15 protein-coding genes are annotated in these 14,349 nt (G+C 72.8%); 7 read left to right on the forward strand and 8 right to left on the reverse strand.

Annotated elements, in window-relative coordinates:
- Positions 1-98 precede the first annotated feature (98 nt).
- A complete protein-coding gene (locus ACIBEC_RS12760; RefSeq protein WP_360496256.1) occupies positions 99-887 on the forward strand; it encodes an alpha/beta fold hydrolase in 789 nt (262 codons plus the stop codon).
- Between the two features lie 123 nt (positions 888-1,010).
- Entirely contained in the window at positions 1,011-1,628 is a 618-nt protein-coding gene (locus tag ACIBEC_RS12765; RefSeq protein WP_360496259.1) for an RraA family protein, read from the forward strand.
- 67 nt (positions 1,629-1,695) lie between these two features.
- Here the strand turns inward: ACIBEC_RS12765 and ACIBEC_RS12770 are convergent, their stop codons facing one another.
- Positions 1,696-2,520 (reverse strand): isocitrate lyase/phosphoenolpyruvate mutase family protein, encoded by an 825-nt coding sequence (locus tag ACIBEC_RS12770; RefSeq protein ID WP_360496262.1) that lies wholly within the window; start codon positions 2,518-2,520, stop codon positions 1,696-1,698.
- 111 nt (positions 2,521-2,631) lie between these two features.
- On the opposite strand from ACIBEC_RS12770, the gene ACIBEC_RS12775 reads away from it, so the two are divergent.
- Together ACIBEC_RS12775 and ACIBEC_RS12780 are read left to right on the forward strand one after the other, a co-directional pair.
- Positions 2,632-3,639, forward strand: a complete 1,008-nt coding sequence (locus ACIBEC_RS12775) for a helix-turn-helix domain-containing protein (RefSeq protein WP_360496265.1) — start codon at positions 2,632-2,634, stop codon at positions 3,637-3,639.
- 192 nt (positions 3,640-3,831) lie between these two features.
- Positions 3,832-4,506: a Crp/Fnr family transcriptional regulator gene (locus ACIBEC_RS12780; protein WP_030288117.1), complete on the forward strand. Its 675-nt coding sequence runs from the start codon at positions 3,832-3,834 to the stop codon at positions 4,504-4,506.
- 111 nt (positions 4,507-4,617) lie between these two features.
- On the opposite strand, the gene ACIBEC_RS12785 is transcribed toward ACIBEC_RS12780, so the two are convergent.
- The 5 genes from ACIBEC_RS12785 to ACIBEC_RS12805 all read right to left on the reverse strand — a co-directional run bounded on the left by ACIBEC_RS12785 (position 4,618) and on the right by ACIBEC_RS12805 (position 7,422).
- Positions 4,618-5,451, reverse strand: a complete 834-nt coding sequence (locus tag ACIBEC_RS12785; protein WP_360496268.1) for an MBL fold metallo-hydrolase — start codon at positions 5,449-5,451, stop codon at positions 4,618-4,620.
- A 150-nt stretch (positions 5,452-5,601) separates the two neighbouring features.
- Complete coding sequence (locus ACIBEC_RS12790) at positions 5,602-5,775, reverse strand: hypothetical protein (RefSeq protein WP_360496271.1); 174 nt, start codon at positions 5,773-5,775, stop codon at positions 5,602-5,604.
- A 94-nt stretch (positions 5,776-5,869) separates the two neighbouring features.
- The gene (locus tag ACIBEC_RS12795; RefSeq protein WP_360496274.1) at positions 5,870-6,736 is read right to left on the reverse strand and encodes an NUDIX hydrolase; all 867 of its coding nucleotides are present in this window, start codon (positions 6,734-6,736) and stop codon (positions 5,870-5,872) included.
- A 63-nt stretch (positions 6,737-6,799) separates the two neighbouring features.
- Positions 6,800-7,267 (reverse strand): RidA family protein, encoded by a 468-nt coding sequence (locus tag ACIBEC_RS12800; protein WP_360496277.1) that lies wholly within the window; start codon positions 7,265-7,267, stop codon positions 6,800-6,802.
- Positions 7,264-7,422 (reverse strand): DUF4177 domain-containing protein, encoded by a 159-nt coding sequence (locus tag ACIBEC_RS12805; protein WP_360496280.1) that lies wholly within the window; start codon positions 7,420-7,422, stop codon positions 7,264-7,266. The genes ACIBEC_RS12800 and ACIBEC_RS12805 overlap by 4 nt, the downstream gene beginning before the upstream one ends.
- Positions 7,423-7,635: 213 nt before the next feature.
- Here ACIBEC_RS12805 and ACIBEC_RS12810 point away from each other — a divergent pair, with 213 nt between their 5' ends.
- Positions 7,636-8,724, forward strand: coding sequence for an ArsA-related P-loop ATPase (locus ACIBEC_RS12810; RefSeq protein WP_360496283.1), 1,089 nt, complete (start codon positions 7,636-7,638; stop codon positions 8,722-8,724).
- Positions 8,721-9,905: an ArsA family ATPase gene (locus tag ACIBEC_RS12815; RefSeq protein ID WP_360496286.1), complete on the forward strand. Its 1,185-nt coding sequence runs from the start codon at positions 8,721-8,723 to the stop codon at positions 9,903-9,905. The genes ACIBEC_RS12810 and ACIBEC_RS12815 overlap by 4 nt, the downstream gene beginning before the upstream one ends.
- Before the next feature lie 144 nt (positions 9,906-10,049).
- Here ACIBEC_RS12815 and ACIBEC_RS12820 read toward each other — a convergent pair whose 3' ends face one another.
- Entirely contained in the window at positions 10,050-10,373 is a 324-nt protein-coding gene (locus ACIBEC_RS12820) for a WhiB family transcriptional regulator (protein ID WP_030240986.1), read from the reverse strand.
- A gap of 423 nt (positions 10,374-10,796) precedes the next feature.
- Here ACIBEC_RS12820 and ACIBEC_RS12825 point away from each other — a divergent pair, with 423 nt between their 5' ends.
- Positions 10,797-13,157, forward strand: a complete 2,361-nt coding sequence (locus ACIBEC_RS12825; protein ID WP_396287913.1) for a transglycosylase domain-containing protein — start codon at positions 10,797-10,799, stop codon at positions 13,155-13,157.
- A 185-nt stretch (positions 13,158-13,342) separates the two neighbouring features.
- On the opposite strand, the gene ACIBEC_RS12830 is transcribed toward ACIBEC_RS12825, so the two are convergent.
- Positions 13,343-13,795 carry a GatB/YqeY domain-containing protein gene (locus tag ACIBEC_RS12830; protein ID WP_360496292.1) on the reverse strand — a complete coding sequence of 151 codons (453 nt, stop codon included), beginning with the start codon at positions 13,793-13,795 and terminating at the stop codon, positions 13,343-13,345.
- Between the last annotated feature and the right edge of the window lie 554 nt (positions 13,796-14,349).

Below are 14,349 nucleotides of genomic sequence, written 5' to 3' on the forward strand. Positions count from 1 at the left end.
GGACCACCCGGAAAAATCTTCGGTGGGAGCGATGAGTTCCGGGACGTGCTCCGGTCTATCTCCGTGACCGGCTCGTACGACGACAGAAGGAACAGCTCATGAGCACCGTGATCTCCGCTGATGGCACCACCATCGCCTGCACCGTCACCGGCTCCGGCCCGGCGGTCGTCCTGGTGGACGGGGCGACCACCCACCGGGCGTTCGATCCGGGTGCCGCGGTTGCCGAGCAACTCTCGGCGCACCACACCGTGTGGGTGTACGACCGGCGTGGCCGTGGCGGGAGCGGGGACACCGCGCCGTTCGCGGTGGAGCGTGAGATCGAGGACCTGGCCGCCGTGATCGCGGCGGCCGGCGGCTCGGCCGGTGTCTTCGGTATCTCCTCGGGCGCCGCGCTCGCGCTGCGGGCCGCCGCCGCCGGCGTCGGCATGTCCCGGCTCGCGGTCTACGAGCCGCCGTTCAGCACCGAGCAGGGGCAGAGCGCCCGCTTCGTCGGGTACGTCGACGAGTTGGAGGCGGCGCTCGCCGAGGGGCGGCGCGGGGACGCCGTCGCGGCCTTCATGACCTTCGTCGGGATGCCCGCGGAGATGGTGGACGGGATGCGCGCCGCCCCCGTGTGGCCGCTGTTCGAGGCGATCGCGCCGACCCTGGCGTACGACGCGGCGGCGCTCGGCGCGCGGACCGGCGCGACCGTCCCGGTCGACGTCCTGGCCCGGATCACCGTGCCGACCCTGGTGCTGGACGGCGGCGCCAGCCCGGAGCTGCTGCGGGCCCCGTCTGCGGCGGTGGCCGCGGCCGTGCCCGGCGCCGAGTACCGGACGCTGGCCGAGCAGACGCACGACGTGGCGGCCGAGGTGCTGGTGCCGGAGCTGGTGAAGTACTTCGCCTGAGCCCGGGATGGACCCCGGAGTCCGTGAGCACCCGTCCACGTCCGCGTCCTAGTCTTCCGGTGGCCTGACGGCCGGAGGAACGCAGAGCCGACGCAACGCAGCGGAAGCAGAGGAAGAGGAAGCATGGACGCGGATTTCAAGGACATCCCCACCACGACCCTGGCCGACGTCCTGGGCCGCGCCCGGGTCATGGACATCGGCCTGCGCCCGCTCTGGGACGGGATGCCCCGGGTGGCGGGCCCGGCGTTCACCGTGCGGTGCCCGCCCGGGGACAACCTGATGCTGCACGCCGCGATCCACCGGGCCGAGCCCGGCTCGGTGATCGTGGTCGAGTCGGGGGACCTGGACTACGCGCTGGCGGGCGGCAACGTGTGTGCCGTGGCGCAGCGGCGGGGCGTGGTGGCCTTCGTGGCCGACGGGCTGATCCGGGACCTCGGTGAGGTGCGGGAGCTCGGCTTCCCGGTGTTCGCCCGCGGGGTGATCCCGATCCCCGGGGCGAAGAAGGCGCTGGGTGCGCACGGCACGCCGGTGCGCTGCGGCGGCGTGCTGGTGGCGGCCGGCGACATCGTGGTGGCCGACGAGGAGGGTGTCGTGGTGGTGCCCGCCACCGAGCGGAACCGGGTCCTGGACGCGGCCCGGGCGAAGCTGGCCAAGGAGGCCGCCGAGACCCTGGACGAGTGGGCGGCGGAGCACCGCGACCGGATCGAGCGGGCCCTCGCCGGGCTGGGTTTCCAGGGCTGAGCCCGGCCGCGGCAGTCAGCCCCGCAAGCCGAGCCCGGCTGCGGCAATCCTGGAAACCCGGCCCGGATCAGCCCTGGTACAGCCCGTTCAGTTCCCCGAAGCCGAGCGCCCCGTCGAGCTGCGTCAGTGTCCCGGCGCCGAGCAGTTCGACGGCGGCGCGGCGGGCCGCGGTGTACGCGAGCTGGGCGAGGCCGGTACCGAGGCTGATTCGCCGCACCCCGGTAGCGGCGAGTTCGGCGACGGCCGGCCCGCCGGGGACGGCCATCGCGTTCACCGGCAGCGGCGCGCGCTTGACCAGCTCGGTGAGGGCGTCGAGGTCGAGCAGCCCGGGGACGAACAGGCCGTCGGCGCCCGCCTCCGCGTAGGCCTCGGCCCGGACCAGCACGTCGTCGAGCCCGCCGAGCCCGAACAGGAAGACGTCGGTACGGGCGTTGACCACCAGCTCGGGCAGCCCGGCCGCGGCCGCCGCCGTACGGGCCGCGCGCAGCCGCTCGGCCTGCTCGGCCACCGGGAAGAGCGGGCCGCCGACGGCCGTCGAGTCCTCCAGGTTGACGCCGACCGCGCCCACGTCGACCAGGGCGGTCACGGTCTCGGCGACATCGGCGGGCAGCGGCCCGTACCCGCCCTCGGCGTCGATGGTGACCGGCAGGTCCACCGCCGCGACGATCCGACGGGCCGCCTCGACCGCCGCCGCCCGGTCGAGCCGCTCGCCGTCGCCGTGCCCGAGCGACCAGGAGACGCCGCCGCTGGTGGTGGCGATGGCCTGGGCGCCAGCCGAGGCGATCACGGCGGCGCTGCCCGCGTCCCAGGCGTTGGGCAGGACGAGCACGCCGTCGGCGACCAGTCCGCGCAGTCGCAGCGCCCGCTCACGGGACTCGGGGGTGGTGGACATGGGTGTCACCGGCTTTCGTACGGATCGGTGGGGACGCAGGCATCCTGCGCCCGGCTCCCCGGCCGGTACCAGTGATTAAGCTGGGACTGAATCTTCGCGGAGGGGGCCCGCATGCGTACCGAACTGCACTTCTCCGCGCAGGACCTGGCGCTGACCCGGTTCGCCGTCTCGCCGATGCAGGAGGTGGTGACCAGCCTGCGCGCCCTCGCCCACTCCCCCGTTCCGGCGCTGCACCGGCGCTGGGCCGGGGAGGTCCGCGAGCGGCTGGCCGCCGCCGGGCCGGCCCTGGAACGGCTGGCCGCCCTGGTGCCGCCCACCGGCCACCTGCCGGACTTCCTCAACCCCGCCCCGGTGGGCTTCTCCCCCACGCTCGCCGAGGAACTGGCCGCGATCACCGCCACCGGCGCCGAGCAGGTCCGGGCCGACCTGGACATCCTGGCCGCCGAGGCCGACGGCCGGCTGCCGGCCGTCCTGGCGCCGCTGCACCGCGACCCGGCCGGGCAGCTGCCCCGGCTGGCCGCCGACCTCGCGGCGTACTGGGAGCTGGCGCTCGCCCCGTACTGGGCCCGGATCCGGGCCCTGCTCGCGGCGGACGTCTTCCACCGCTCCCGGCAGGCCGCCGAGCACGGCACCGCGCGGATGCTGGGCGAACTGCACGACACGGTCCGCTGGGACGGCTCGGCGCTGCTGCTGGAGCGGCGGCACTGCGCGGTCACCCGGCTGACCGCCGGGTCCGGGCTGCTGCTCCTGCCCTCGGCCTTCGCCTGGCCGCGGGTGCTCACCCGGGTGCTGCCGCCCGACCCGCCGCAGCTGGTCTACCCGGCGCGCGGCACGGCCACCCTGTGGGAGCGCCACCCGGGCCCGGCGGCCCGCACCGACGCGCTGGCCGGCGTCCTCGGCCGCTCCCGCGCCCGGCTGCTGGCCGAGCTGGACTCCCCGGCCTCGACCAGCGAGCTGGCGCGCCGCACCGAACTCTCCGCGGCCGGCGTCTCGCAGCACCTCACCGCGCTGCGCACGGCGGGCCTGACCAGCGCCCACCGCGCGGGCCACGCCGTCCTGCACGCCCGTACGGCGGTCGGCGATTCCCTGTTCGATCAGGACGGACAGGCATTCGATTAGGGCCGGTCCGGGAACTGCCCCCGTCCGTCCCGCCCGATGACCCGCCGGTACGAATGGCCCCGCACGGCACACCTCGGCAGACCCCCTCCTCATATGATCGGAGCGACATGCGCCATGCTTGGTGATGCAGAACACTGAACGGAACTTGCGCCGGACGGCCCACCCGCCGCCCGGCCGAGAAGGAGGAAGCACGTGGACGACGTTCTGCGGCGCGCCGCACTCTTCGCGGCACTCGACGACGAACAGGCCGGCGAGCTGCGCGCTTCCATGACCGAGGTCACCCTCGCCCGTGGGGAGTCGCTGTTCCACGAGGGCGACCCGGGCGACCGGCTGTACGTCGTCGCGGAGGGCAAGGTCAAGCTGCACCGCGCCTCGCCGGACGGCCGCGAGAACATGCTCGCCGTCCTCGGCCCCAGCGAGATGATCGGCGAGCTGTCGCTGTTCGACCCGGGCCCGCGCACCGCGACCGCCAGCGCGCTGACCGAGGTCAAGCTGCTCGGCCTGGGCCACGGCGACCTGCAGCCCTGGCTGCACGCCCGCCCCGAGGTCTCCATCGCGCTGCTGCGGGCCATCGCCCGCCGACTGCGCCGGACCAACGACGTGATGTCCGACCTGGTCTTCTCCGACGTGCCCGGCCGCGTCGCCAAGGCCCTGCTGGACCTCTCCCGCCGCTTCGGCGTGCAGTCCGAGGAGGGCATCCACGTCGCCCACGACCTCACTCAGGAGGAGCTGGCCCAGCTGGTCGGCGCCTCCCGCGAGACGGTCAACAAGGCGCTCGCCGACTTCGCCGGCCGCGGCTGGCTGAAGCTGGAGGCCCGCGCGGTGGTCCTGCTGGACGTCGAGCGGCTGTCCCGCCGCTCGCGCTGACGCTCCGCGCGCCCGCACCGCACCCGCACCACGCCGAAGGGCCCGTCCGCACGGACGGGCCCTTCGGCGTTCGCGGTCGGCCCCGGTCGGCCGGTCGGCCCCGGTCGCGGGTCAGTCGAGGTCCGCGATCAGCCCGTGCTCCTCCAGGTAGTCCAGCTGGGCCCGGACGGACAGCTCCGCGGCCGGCCACAGCGCCCGGTCCACGTCGGCGTAGACCCGCGACACCACCTCGGGAGCGGTCCGGCAGCCCGCCTCGACCGCGGTCTCCACCTGCGCGAGCCGGTTGGCCCGGTGGGCCAGGTAGTAGTCGACGGCGCCCAGCGCGTCCGCGAGCACCGGGCCGTGGCCGGGCAGCACGGTCCGCACGCCGTGATGGGAGGCCATCGTGTGCAGCCGGCGCAGCGAGTCCAGGTAGTCCCCGAGCCGGCCGTCGGGGTGGGCGACCATCGTGGTGCCGCGGCCGAGCACGGTGTCCCCGGTGAGGATCGCGCCGTCGTCCGGCAGGTGGAAGGTCAGCGAGTCCGAGGTGTGGCCGGGGGTGCCCACCACCCGCAGGTCCAGGCCGCCGATGTCCAGGCGCTGGCCGCCCACCAGGCCCTCGGAGCCCAGCCGGTGCGCCGGGTCCAGGGCCCGCACCTCGGTGCCGGTGAGCTCGGCGAAGCGGGCCGCGCCCTCGGAGTGGTCGGCGTGGCCGTGGGTGAGCAGGGTCAACGCGATCCGCTTGCCCCGCTCCTCGGCGAGGGCGACCACCCGGCGCAGGTGCTCCTCGTGCAGCGGGCCGGGGTCGATCACCACGGCGAGGTCCGAGCCGGGCTCGGAGAGCAGCCAGGTGTTGGTGCCGTCCAGCGTCATCGGCGACGGGTTCGGCGCCAGCACGCACAGCGCCCGGGGGGTGGCCTCGCCGCCGACGACGGCGGCGGGGTCACCCGGCAGGAGTCCGCTCATGCGCCCACCTCGCTGCGCTCGGCAGGCGCTTCGCGCAACGCACACCTCTCGACGATTCGCTCACTTCGCTCGCTCATGCGCCCACCTCGCTGCGCTCGGCAGGCGCTTCGCGCAACGCACACCTCTCGACAGTTCGCTCACTTCGCTCCCTCACCGGCCACCCTCGCCGTCGCGATGGAGGGCCCGCAGCGGCAGCGCCCGGACGAGGGCGCGCTGCGCCACCTCGACGAACGGGACCGGGCTCTCACAGGCCGGGGTACGGGGGATCAGGCGGCGGGCGGGCATCTCGGGTGCCGTCCGGGGAGCCACGTCGTTGTGGGTCATCGGGCGTCGGTCCTTTCTCTGCGGTGTGACTGCGGTGTGACTGCGGGGTGGGTGATCGATCGGTCGGTACGGATGATCCGGCGGTGCGGGTGGGTCAGGAGTCCTCGGGGAAATCCCCGTCGATGGTCAGTTCGTCGTACCCGGGCCAGCGGACCGTCATGCGGTCCCCGCGGACCTCGGCCCGGCCCAGGACCGGCTCCAGCGGACGGTCGGCGGCCGCGGCCAGCGCCTCGGCGGCGGTGCGGACCGGCGACAGCTCGCGCAGCACCGTCACGGTCGGCGGCAGCATGCCGAACCGGCCCTCCTGGTAGCCCCGGACCGCCTCGGCGGGGCTCAGCCACGCGACCCGGTCGGCCTCGCCGACCTCCAGGGCGGCGCGCTGGCCGGCCGGCAGGGCCGCCACGAAGAACCAGGTGTCGTAGCGGCGCTCCTCGAACTCCGGGGTGATCCAGCGGGCCCAGCCGCCCAGCAGGTCGCTGCGCAGCACCAGGCCGTGGTCGCGGAGGAACTCGGCGAAGGACAGCTCGTGCGCCTCCAGCGCGGCGCGCTCGGCGGACCAGTCGCGCGGCGCGGCGACGCTGTGCGCGTCCGGGCCGGCCAGCAGGACGCCGGCTTCCTCGAAGGTCTCGCGGACAGCCGCGCAGACCACCGCCCGGGCCGTCCGGGCGTCCACTCCGAGCCGGCCCGCCCACTCCTCGGGCGAAGGACCGGCCCAGCCCGGTTCGACCTCGGCGTCCCGCGGGTCCACCCCGCCGCCCGGGTAGGCGTACATCCCGGCCGCGAAGGCCATCGAGGTGCGACGGCGCAGCAGGTAGGCCTCCGGCCCGGCGGCGGCGTCGCGCAGCAGCACGACGGTGGCGGCGGGCCTGGGCACCGGCGGGGTCAGCACGCCGGATTCGACCGCCCGGATCCGGGCAGGCCAGCCGGGCGGCATCGGGAGCGTCGTTGCTCGATGGTCCATGCCCGGATGCTAAGCGCACGAAGGCGGGGTTGGACAGGCCCGACCCCGCCTTCGCGATCACACTCAGGCCTGCTTGACGCGCACCTGCAGCTCGATCTCGACCGGGGCGTCCAGCGGCAGCACCGCGACACCGACGGCGCTGCGGGCGTGCACGCCCGCGACACCGAGCACCTTGGAGAGCAGCTCACTGCAGCCGTTGATGACGCCCGGCTGGCCGGTGAAGTCGGGGGCGGAGGCGACGAAGCCGACGACCTTGACGACCCGCTCGATCCGGTCGAGGTCGCCGATCACGGATTTCACGGCGGCCAGGGCGTTCAGCGCGCAGGTCTGCGCGAGCTCCTTGGCCTCCTCCGGGGACACCTCGGCGCCGACCTTGCCGGTGCTCGGCAGCTTGCCGCCGACGACCGGGAGCTGGCCGGAGGTGAACACGAACTCGCCGGACTGCAGGGCCGGCACGTACGCGGCGACCGGGGCGGCCACCGGCGGCAGGGTCAGGCCCAGCTCGGCGAGCTTCGACTCGACGACGCTCATGCGTTCTTCTCCCGCTTGAAGTAGGCCACCAGGTTCTCCGGGTTCAGGCCGGGCACGACCTGGACGAGCTCCCAGCCGTCCTCGCCGAAGTTGTCCAGGATCTGCTTGGTGGCGTGCACGAGCAGGGGCGCCGTCATGTATTCCCACTTGGTCATGGCCAGACTCTAGACGAGCCGCCGCGGCGATCGGCGCCGCGCGGCGGGCGACGTGTGAGGTGGGCCACAAAGAGGGCATGATCAGGCCTGGCAACCCCGGGTGCTCCGGGCATCCGGCGCGGTCCCTGGTTACCCTCGCGAGAGGGCACCCTGGTGAGGGCCACCCTCGTCAGGAGGGGACGCCCGCAGGACGGAGACGGACGGAGACGGAGCGTGGCACGCACCCCCGGCCAGGCGGACCGGCGCGACCCCGACTGGGAGGGCGTCCGGCTGCACGTGGTCAGCGGCAAGGGCGGCACCGGGAAGACCACGCTGGCCGCCGCACTGGCCCTGGCGCTCGCCGCCGACGGCGGCCGGGTCCTGCTGATCGAGGTCGAGGGCCGGCAGGGCATCGCCGAGCTGTTCGGGATCGCCGCACTGCCGTACGAGGAGCGCCGGATCGCCTCGGTCTCCCGCCGGCAGCTGGGGCTCCCGGCCGGGGAGGCGCCCGCGGGCGGCACACCGGCCGGCGAGGTCTTCGCACTGGCGATCGACACCGAGCAGGCGCTGCTCGAGTACCTGGAGATGTTCTACAAGCTCGGCCGGGCCGGCAAGGCTCTGCAGAAGGTCGGCTTCGTGGACTTCGCCACCACCATCGCGCCCGGTGTCCGGGACGTCCTGCTGACCGGCAAGGCCTGCGAGGCGACCCGGCGCAAGGACCCGGACGGCCGGCGCCGCTACGACGCGGTGGTGATGGACGCCCCGCCGACCGGGCGGCTGACCCGGTTCCTCAACGTCAACGCCGAGGTCGCCGGGCTGGCCCGGATCGGCCCGATACACACCCAGGCACAGGCCGTGATGCGGGTGCTGAAGTCACCGGAGACCGCGGTGCACCTGGTCACCCTGCTGGAGGAGATGCCGGTGCAGGAGACGGTCGACGGCATCGCGGAGCTGCGCGAGGCGAAGCTCCCGGTGGGCGGCGTGATGGTCAACATGGTCCGGCCACCGGTGCTGGACGCGGCGGCGGTGGCCGCAGTCGACGGGAACCACCGCGAGGAGGTCGCCCTGGCGCTCGGGGAGGCCGGGCTCGGGGGCCGCTCACGCAAGCCGGAGACGGTCCGGGCGGCGGTGGAGCCGCTGATCGACCCGCTGCTGGAGCAGGCCAGGGAGCACGCCGAGCGGGTCGAGCTGGAGCGCGAGCAGCGCGCCGACCTGCAGCAGCTGCGGCTCCCGACGTACGAACTTCCGCTGCTGGGCGAGGGCGTGGACCTCGGCGGGCTGTACCGGCTGGCGGGCGACCTGAAGCGGCAGGGGGCGGCATGACCTCGAACGGGGTGCGGAGCACCGGGAAGCGGCTCGCGGTGGACGAGCTGATCGACGACCCGAAGACCAGGATCATCGTCTGCTGCGGGTCCGGCGGCGTCGGCAAGACCACCACCGCCGCGGCGATCGGCCTGCGGGCCGCCGAACGCGGCCGCAAGGTGGTGGTGCTGACCATCGACCCGGCCCGCCGGCTCGCCCAGTCGATGGGCCTGACCGAGCTCGACAACACCCCCCGGGTGGTCAAGGGGGTCACCGGGACCGGGGAGCTCCAGGCCATGATGCTGGACATGAAGCGGACCTTCGACGAGGTCGTGCTGGCCCACGCGGACCCCGAACGGGCCCGGGCGATCCTGGAGAACCCGTTCTACCAGTCCCTGTCGGCCGGCTTCGCGGGCACGCAGGAGTACATGGCGATGGAGAAGCTCGGGCAGCTGCGCGCCGCCGAGGAGTGGGACCTGATCGTCGTGGACACCCCGCCGTCCCGCTCGGCGCTGGACTTCCTGGACGCGCCGAACCGGCTCGGGTCCTTCCTGGACGGCCGGGTGATCCGGATCCTGACCGCCCCGGCCAAGGTCGGCGGGCGCAGCGCGATGCGGTTCCTGAACGCCGGGATGGGCCTGCTCACCGGCACCCTCGGCAAGATCTTCGGCGCCCAGCTGCTCACCGACGTGCAGACCTTCGTCAGCGCGACGGACTCGATGTTCGGCGGCTTCCGCGAGCGCGCCGACCGCACGTACCAGCTGCTCAAGGCGCCGGGCACGGCGTTCCTGGTGGTGGCCGCGCCGGAGCGGGACGCGCTGCGCGAGGCGGCGTACTTCGTGGATCGGCTCGCCGCGGACCGGATGCCGCTGGCCGGACTGGTGCTCAACCGGGTGCACGGCACGGGCGCACCGCAGCTCACCGCGGAGCGGGCGCGGGCGGCGGCGGAGGCGCTGGAGGAAAACGGCTCGGAGCACACCTCGCCGGAGGCGGAGCTGCTCGCGGCCGGGCTGCTGCGGCTGCACGCCGAGCGGATGCAGATCATGGGACGGGAGCGCCGCACCCGCGACCGCTTCGTCTCGGTCTACCCGGACGTGCCGATCGTGGAGGTCCCGGCGCTGCCGGGCGACGTGCACGACCTGGAGGGTCTGCGGGCCATCGGGGACCGGCTCAGCGGCACGGCGTCGGACGGCCCGGCGTAGGGCTGCGCGGCACAGGGCTGCGCAGCATCGGACTTCGCGACGTCGGACGGCTCGGGGCGGTGCGGCGTGGGCGCCCGCCCTGGGCCGACCGGCCCGGACCCCCCGGTACGGCCGGTGCGGCCTGTGCGGCCTGTGCGGTCGGACTCAGCCCGCCTGGGCGTAGTCCGTCAATATCACACCGGTCGCGAGGGACTCCTCGTACTCGGTGCGGGCCGTCTCCAGCAGCCTGCGCCACGAGATGACCGTCGGGCGGCGGCGCAGCAGCGCCCGGCGCTCGCGCTCCGTCATCCCGCCCCAGACCCCGAACTCCACCCGGTTGTCCAGGGCGTCCGCGAGGCACTCCGTCCGCACGGGGCAGCCGCTGCACACCGCCTTGGCGCGGTTCTGCGCCGCCCCCTGGACGAACAGTTCGTCCGGATCACTCGTGCGGCAGGCGGCCTGCGCACTCCAGTCGTCAACCCAGCCCATCCCGGCGCCGTCCTCTCCCGTATCGAGGCTCCCCCACGGCGGCAACGGCATATTCACCGTTGCCAGTTGAGGACGTTACGGAAGAACGACAGCTTGCAACAGCCCCTTCGGGCTCAATCTCGCATGACCCGATTGGACTATGGGTACCGGTCAGCTCACTCGTTGGAGTGATCGCAGGTCACATGCCTTGCCAATGCAAAGTCCCCCACTCTCGCCACAGGAGCCATCACGGAGAGCGACCGTTCACGCGAATGCCACAGCCCCCAGCCGCCACAGAACCCGGTCATCCACGGGCAATTCGGGCAACTCTCGCCACCCACACGAGTGAATGATGTTGACGCACCGAAGCTGTACCAAGCTTGTGACAAGCCTAGGCGAACACCTGCCCCGATGTACGGGAATCCGCGACGTAGGGTTCTCCCCATGGCACCGAAGCGCCCCCAGGCATCCCAGCCCCCAGGCAACACCGGAGCTCCGCGCGGCAGGTCCGGCGGATCACCGTTGGAGCACGTCGGCAACGGCGTGAAGTTCCTGGGCGTCAGCGTGCTCTCCGGAGTCCTGCTGGCAGGCCTCGCCCTGCCCGCCGTCGGCGCCATGGGGCTGACCGCCAAGGACACGGCGGAGAGCTTCGACAACATCCCCGACGACTTCAAGACGCCGCCGCTCACCCAGGCAACCCAGATCTTCGACGCCAAGGGCGGCCTGATCGCCAAGGTCTACGAGCGCGACCGCACCGTCCTCACGGTCGACCAGATGTCGCCGTTCATGCGGCAGGCCCAGGTGGACATCGAGGACGCCCGCTTCTACGAGCACGGCGCCATCGACCTCAAGGGCATCCTCCGCGCGGCCAGCAAGAACGCCGAGAGCGGCACCGCCTCCCAGGGTGCGTCGACGCTGACCCAGCAGTACGTGAAGAACGTCAACGTGGAGAAGGCCGGCGACGACCAGGCGGCCGTCCTGGAGGCCCAGCGCAAGACCCTGGGCCGCAAGATCCAGGAGCTCAAGGTCGCGATCAAGCTGGAGGAGGACCTGACCAAGGATCAGATCCTCACCAACTACCTCAACATCACCTTCTACGGCCACCAGGCCTACGGCGTCGAGGCGGCCTCCCAGCGCTACTTCAGCAAGAGCAACAAGGACCTGACCGTCGCCGAGGCCGCCACCCTGGCCGGCATGGTGCAGAACCCGTCGTCCTACGACCCGGTGCGCTACCCCGAGAACACGGTCAAGCGCCGCAACGTCGTGATCGACAAGATGCTCGAGAACAAGCACATCACCGCGGACCAGGCGAAGGAGGCGAAGGCCGCCCCGCTGGGTCTGAAGTACAAGGACCCGCAGAACGGCTGCATCACCGCCCAGGCCGGGATGGGCTTCTTCTGCGACTTCGTCCGCCACGTGGTCAAGCAGGACCCCGCGTTCGGCAAGAGCGCCGACGAGCGCAAGAAGCTCTGGGACACCGGCGGCCTGAACATCTACACCACGCTGGACCCGGACAAGCAGGCCGCGGCCCAGAACGCCGTCACCAAGCTGGTGTACGTCACCGACCCGGTGTCGGCCGCCGCGACCATGATGGAGCCGGGCACCGGCAAGATCCTGGCGATGGCCCAGACCCGCCCGTACGGCCTGGACGCCAACAAGAACCAGACCGTCGTCAACCTCAACGTCGACGCGGCGATGGGCGGCGGCAACGGCTTCCAGCCGGGGTCGACCTTCAAGCCGATCGTGGCCGCCGCCGCCCTCGAGTCCGGCATCCAGCCCACCCAGCAGTACAAGTCGGAGAACCGCATCGAGTGGCCGACGATGAAGACCTGCGAGGGCACCTGGAAGAACACGGAGAAGGGCAAGGCCCGGACCGTGCCCAACGAGTCCGAGAGCGAGAAGGGCCCCTACGACCTCAAGACGGCCATGGCCATGTCGGTCAACACCTACTTCGTCGAGATGGAGGCCGACATGGGCCTCTGCCCGGTGAAGCAGATGGCCAACAAGCTCGGCATCACCACCAAGGCGAGCGGCAAGCCCCTCGAGGAGGTCCCCTCGATGGGCCTCGGCGTGCAGGAGATGTCCCCGCTGACCATGGCGAACGTCTACGCGACCTTCGCCGCGCACGGCAAGTACTGCACCCCGATCGCCATCAACAAGATCACCACGGTGGACGGCAAGGACATGGCGGTCCCGCAGTCGGCGTGCAGCCAGGCCTTCTCGGAGTCCACGGCCGATGCCATGAACACCGTGCTGAGCGGCGTGACCGAGAAGGGCACCGGTAAGGACCTCGGTCTCGACGACGGCCGCCCGATCGCCGGCAAGACCGGCACCTCGGACGAGAAGCGCGCCGCCTGGTTCAGCGGCTACACCCCGCAGCTGGCCACCTCGGTCTGGCTCGGCGGCCCGGCCGGCGGCGTCCCGATGAAGAACATCAAGATCGGCCCGACCCCCTTCACCGAGGTGTTCGGTGCCACCGGCCCCGGCCCGATCTGGCGCATGGCGATGAACCAGGCCCTGAAGGGCGCCCCGGTGGAGCAGCTGCCCACCGCGAACATCCCGGACATGCCCAAGCCGGACCCGGCGGCCGGGGCCACCCCGCCGGCCGACCCGAACACCCCGCCGGCCGGCGCCAACCCCCCGCCGCAGCAGGGCGGCGGCACCCCCGGCGGCGGGAACAACGGCGGCGGGAACAACGGCGGCGGCACCCCCGGCGGAATGATCGGCGGCGGGTTCACCTTCCCGCCGGGCATGATCGGCGGCGGCGGGAACAACGGCGGCAAGCACGGCGGCGGCAACGGCTGACCGAGCCGCCCGGGCCGAGCCCGCGGAACAGTAGCGAAGGGGCGTCCTCCGGTTCGGAGGACGCCCCTTCGGCGTGTTGCCGGGGTGACGGGCCGTCGGGCCCTGGAGAGCCCCTTACGGGCCCTCCAGGGCCGCTCGATTCCGGCCAGAGCCGGCTTGACCCGACGACCCCGGGCCGCCCGCGGTCAGGACAGCGCGGCCTTCACGGCGGCGGCGACCCGGCCACCCTCGGCCAGGCCCTCCACCTGAGGCTTCACCAGCTTCATCACGGCGCCCATCGCCTGCGGGCCGCTAGCCCCGGTCTCGGCCACGGCGGCCGCCACGATCGCGGCGAGCTCCTCGTCGGAGAGCTGCTTGGGCAGGTAGGTCGCCAGCACCTCGCCCTCGGCCCGTTCCCGGGCGGCCTGGTCGGTGCGACCGGCGCCGTCGAAGGCCTCGGCGGCCTCCCTGCGCTTCTTCGCCTCGCGGCCGATCACCTTCAGCACGTCGGCGTCGGACAGCTCGCGCTTCTGCTTTCCCGCCACCTCTTCGCTGGTGACGGCGGACAGCGTGAGCCGGATGGTGGACGCGCGCAGCTCGTCCCGGACCCTGATGGCAGCCGTGAGGTCCTCCTGCAGCTGCTCCTTGAGCGTTGTCATTTCCTCTTCTTATCCTTCGGCTGTGGGTGGTCTCAACCGGTTTCCACCGGGTATCCCCTGCGGATTGTGCAGGTGAACGAGTATGCCGTGCCGAGGCCGGCCGGGGTCATGTGACGACGCGTCGGACCGGTGTCCGATCGCGACCGGGAAGGGGCAGTGGATTCCAGTCGACATGGCCGAGCATTCCGATGTCAGCGTGCGGACCATTCGCAATCTGGAAACCGGCGCCATCAAGAATCCGCGGCGCAGTTCCGTGGACCTCCCGGTCGGCGCCCTGCTGTCCGCGGCGACCAGCCAGGACACCCTGATATCCCACGTTGCCAATGCGGGCAATCCGACCGGGATGCTGTCCTCCCGGCTGGAACCCGGCCTGCTGACCATGGACCTCACCCGGACGGTCGGCTGGCTCACCACCCTGCACCCCGTCCTGCTCACCCCGAGCACCCCTGCACTGGACGACGGCGCAGTTGCCCGCGCCCTCAAGCTCGTCAAGGAGCAGCTGCGCGGCGTGCCCGACCACGGCCTCGGCTACGGCTACGGCCTGCTGCGCTGCC

It is taken from the genome of Kitasatospora sp. NPDC051164 (genome assembly GCF_044455625.1).
Taxonomy (GTDB): domain Bacteria; phylum Actinomycetota; class Actinomycetes; order Streptomycetales; family Streptomycetaceae; genus Kitasatospora.

Coding starts and splice junctions, on each gene's coding strand:
- ACIBEC_RS12795 (WP_360496274.1), bottom strand. CDS start 6,736: ATGGACCATCGAGCAACGACGCTCCCGATGCCGCCCGGCTGGCCTGCC.
- ACIBEC_RS12830 (WP_360496292.1), bottom strand. CDS start 13,795: ATGACAACGCTCAAGGAGCAGCTGCAGGAGGACCTCACGGCTGCCATC.
- ACIBEC_RS12765 (WP_360496259.1), top strand. CDS start 1,011: ATGGACGCGGATTTCAAGGACATCCCCACCACGACCCTGGCCGACGTC.
- ACIBEC_RS12770 (WP_360496262.1), bottom strand. CDS start 2,520: ATGTCCACCACCCCCGAGTCCCGTGAGCGGGCGCTGCGACTGCGCGGA.
- ACIBEC_RS12815 (WP_360496286.1), top strand. CDS start 8,721: ATGACCTCGAACGGGGTGCGGAGCACCGGGAAGCGGCTCGCGGTGGAC.
- ACIBEC_RS12805 (WP_360496280.1), bottom strand. CDS start 7,422: ATGACCAAGTGGGAATACATGACGGCGCCCCTGCTCGTGCACGCCACC.
- ACIBEC_RS12820 (WP_030240986.1), bottom strand. CDS start 10,373: ATGGGCTGGGTTGACGACTGGAGTGCGCAGGCCGCCTGCCGCACGAGT.
- ACIBEC_RS12785 (WP_360496268.1), bottom strand. CDS start 5,451: ATGAGCGGACTCCTGCCGGGTGACCCCGCCGCCGTCGTCGGCGGCGAG.
- ACIBEC_RS12760 (WP_360496256.1), top strand. CDS start 99: ATGAGCACCGTGATCTCCGCTGATGGCACCACCATCGCCTGCACCGTC.
- ACIBEC_RS12775 (WP_360496265.1), top strand. CDS start 2,632: ATGCGTACCGAACTGCACTTCTCCGCGCAGGACCTGGCGCTGACCCGG.
- ACIBEC_RS12825 (WP_396287913.1), top strand. CDS start 10,797: ATGGCACCGAAGCGCCCCCAGGCATCCCAGCCCCCAGGCAACACCGGA.
- ACIBEC_RS12790 (WP_360496271.1), bottom strand. CDS start 5,775: ATGACCCACAACGACGTGGCTCCCCGGACGGCACCCGAGATGCCCGCC.
- ACIBEC_RS12800 (WP_360496277.1), bottom strand. CDS start 7,267: ATGAGCGTCGTCGAGTCGAAGCTCGCCGAGCTGGGCCTGACCCTGCCG.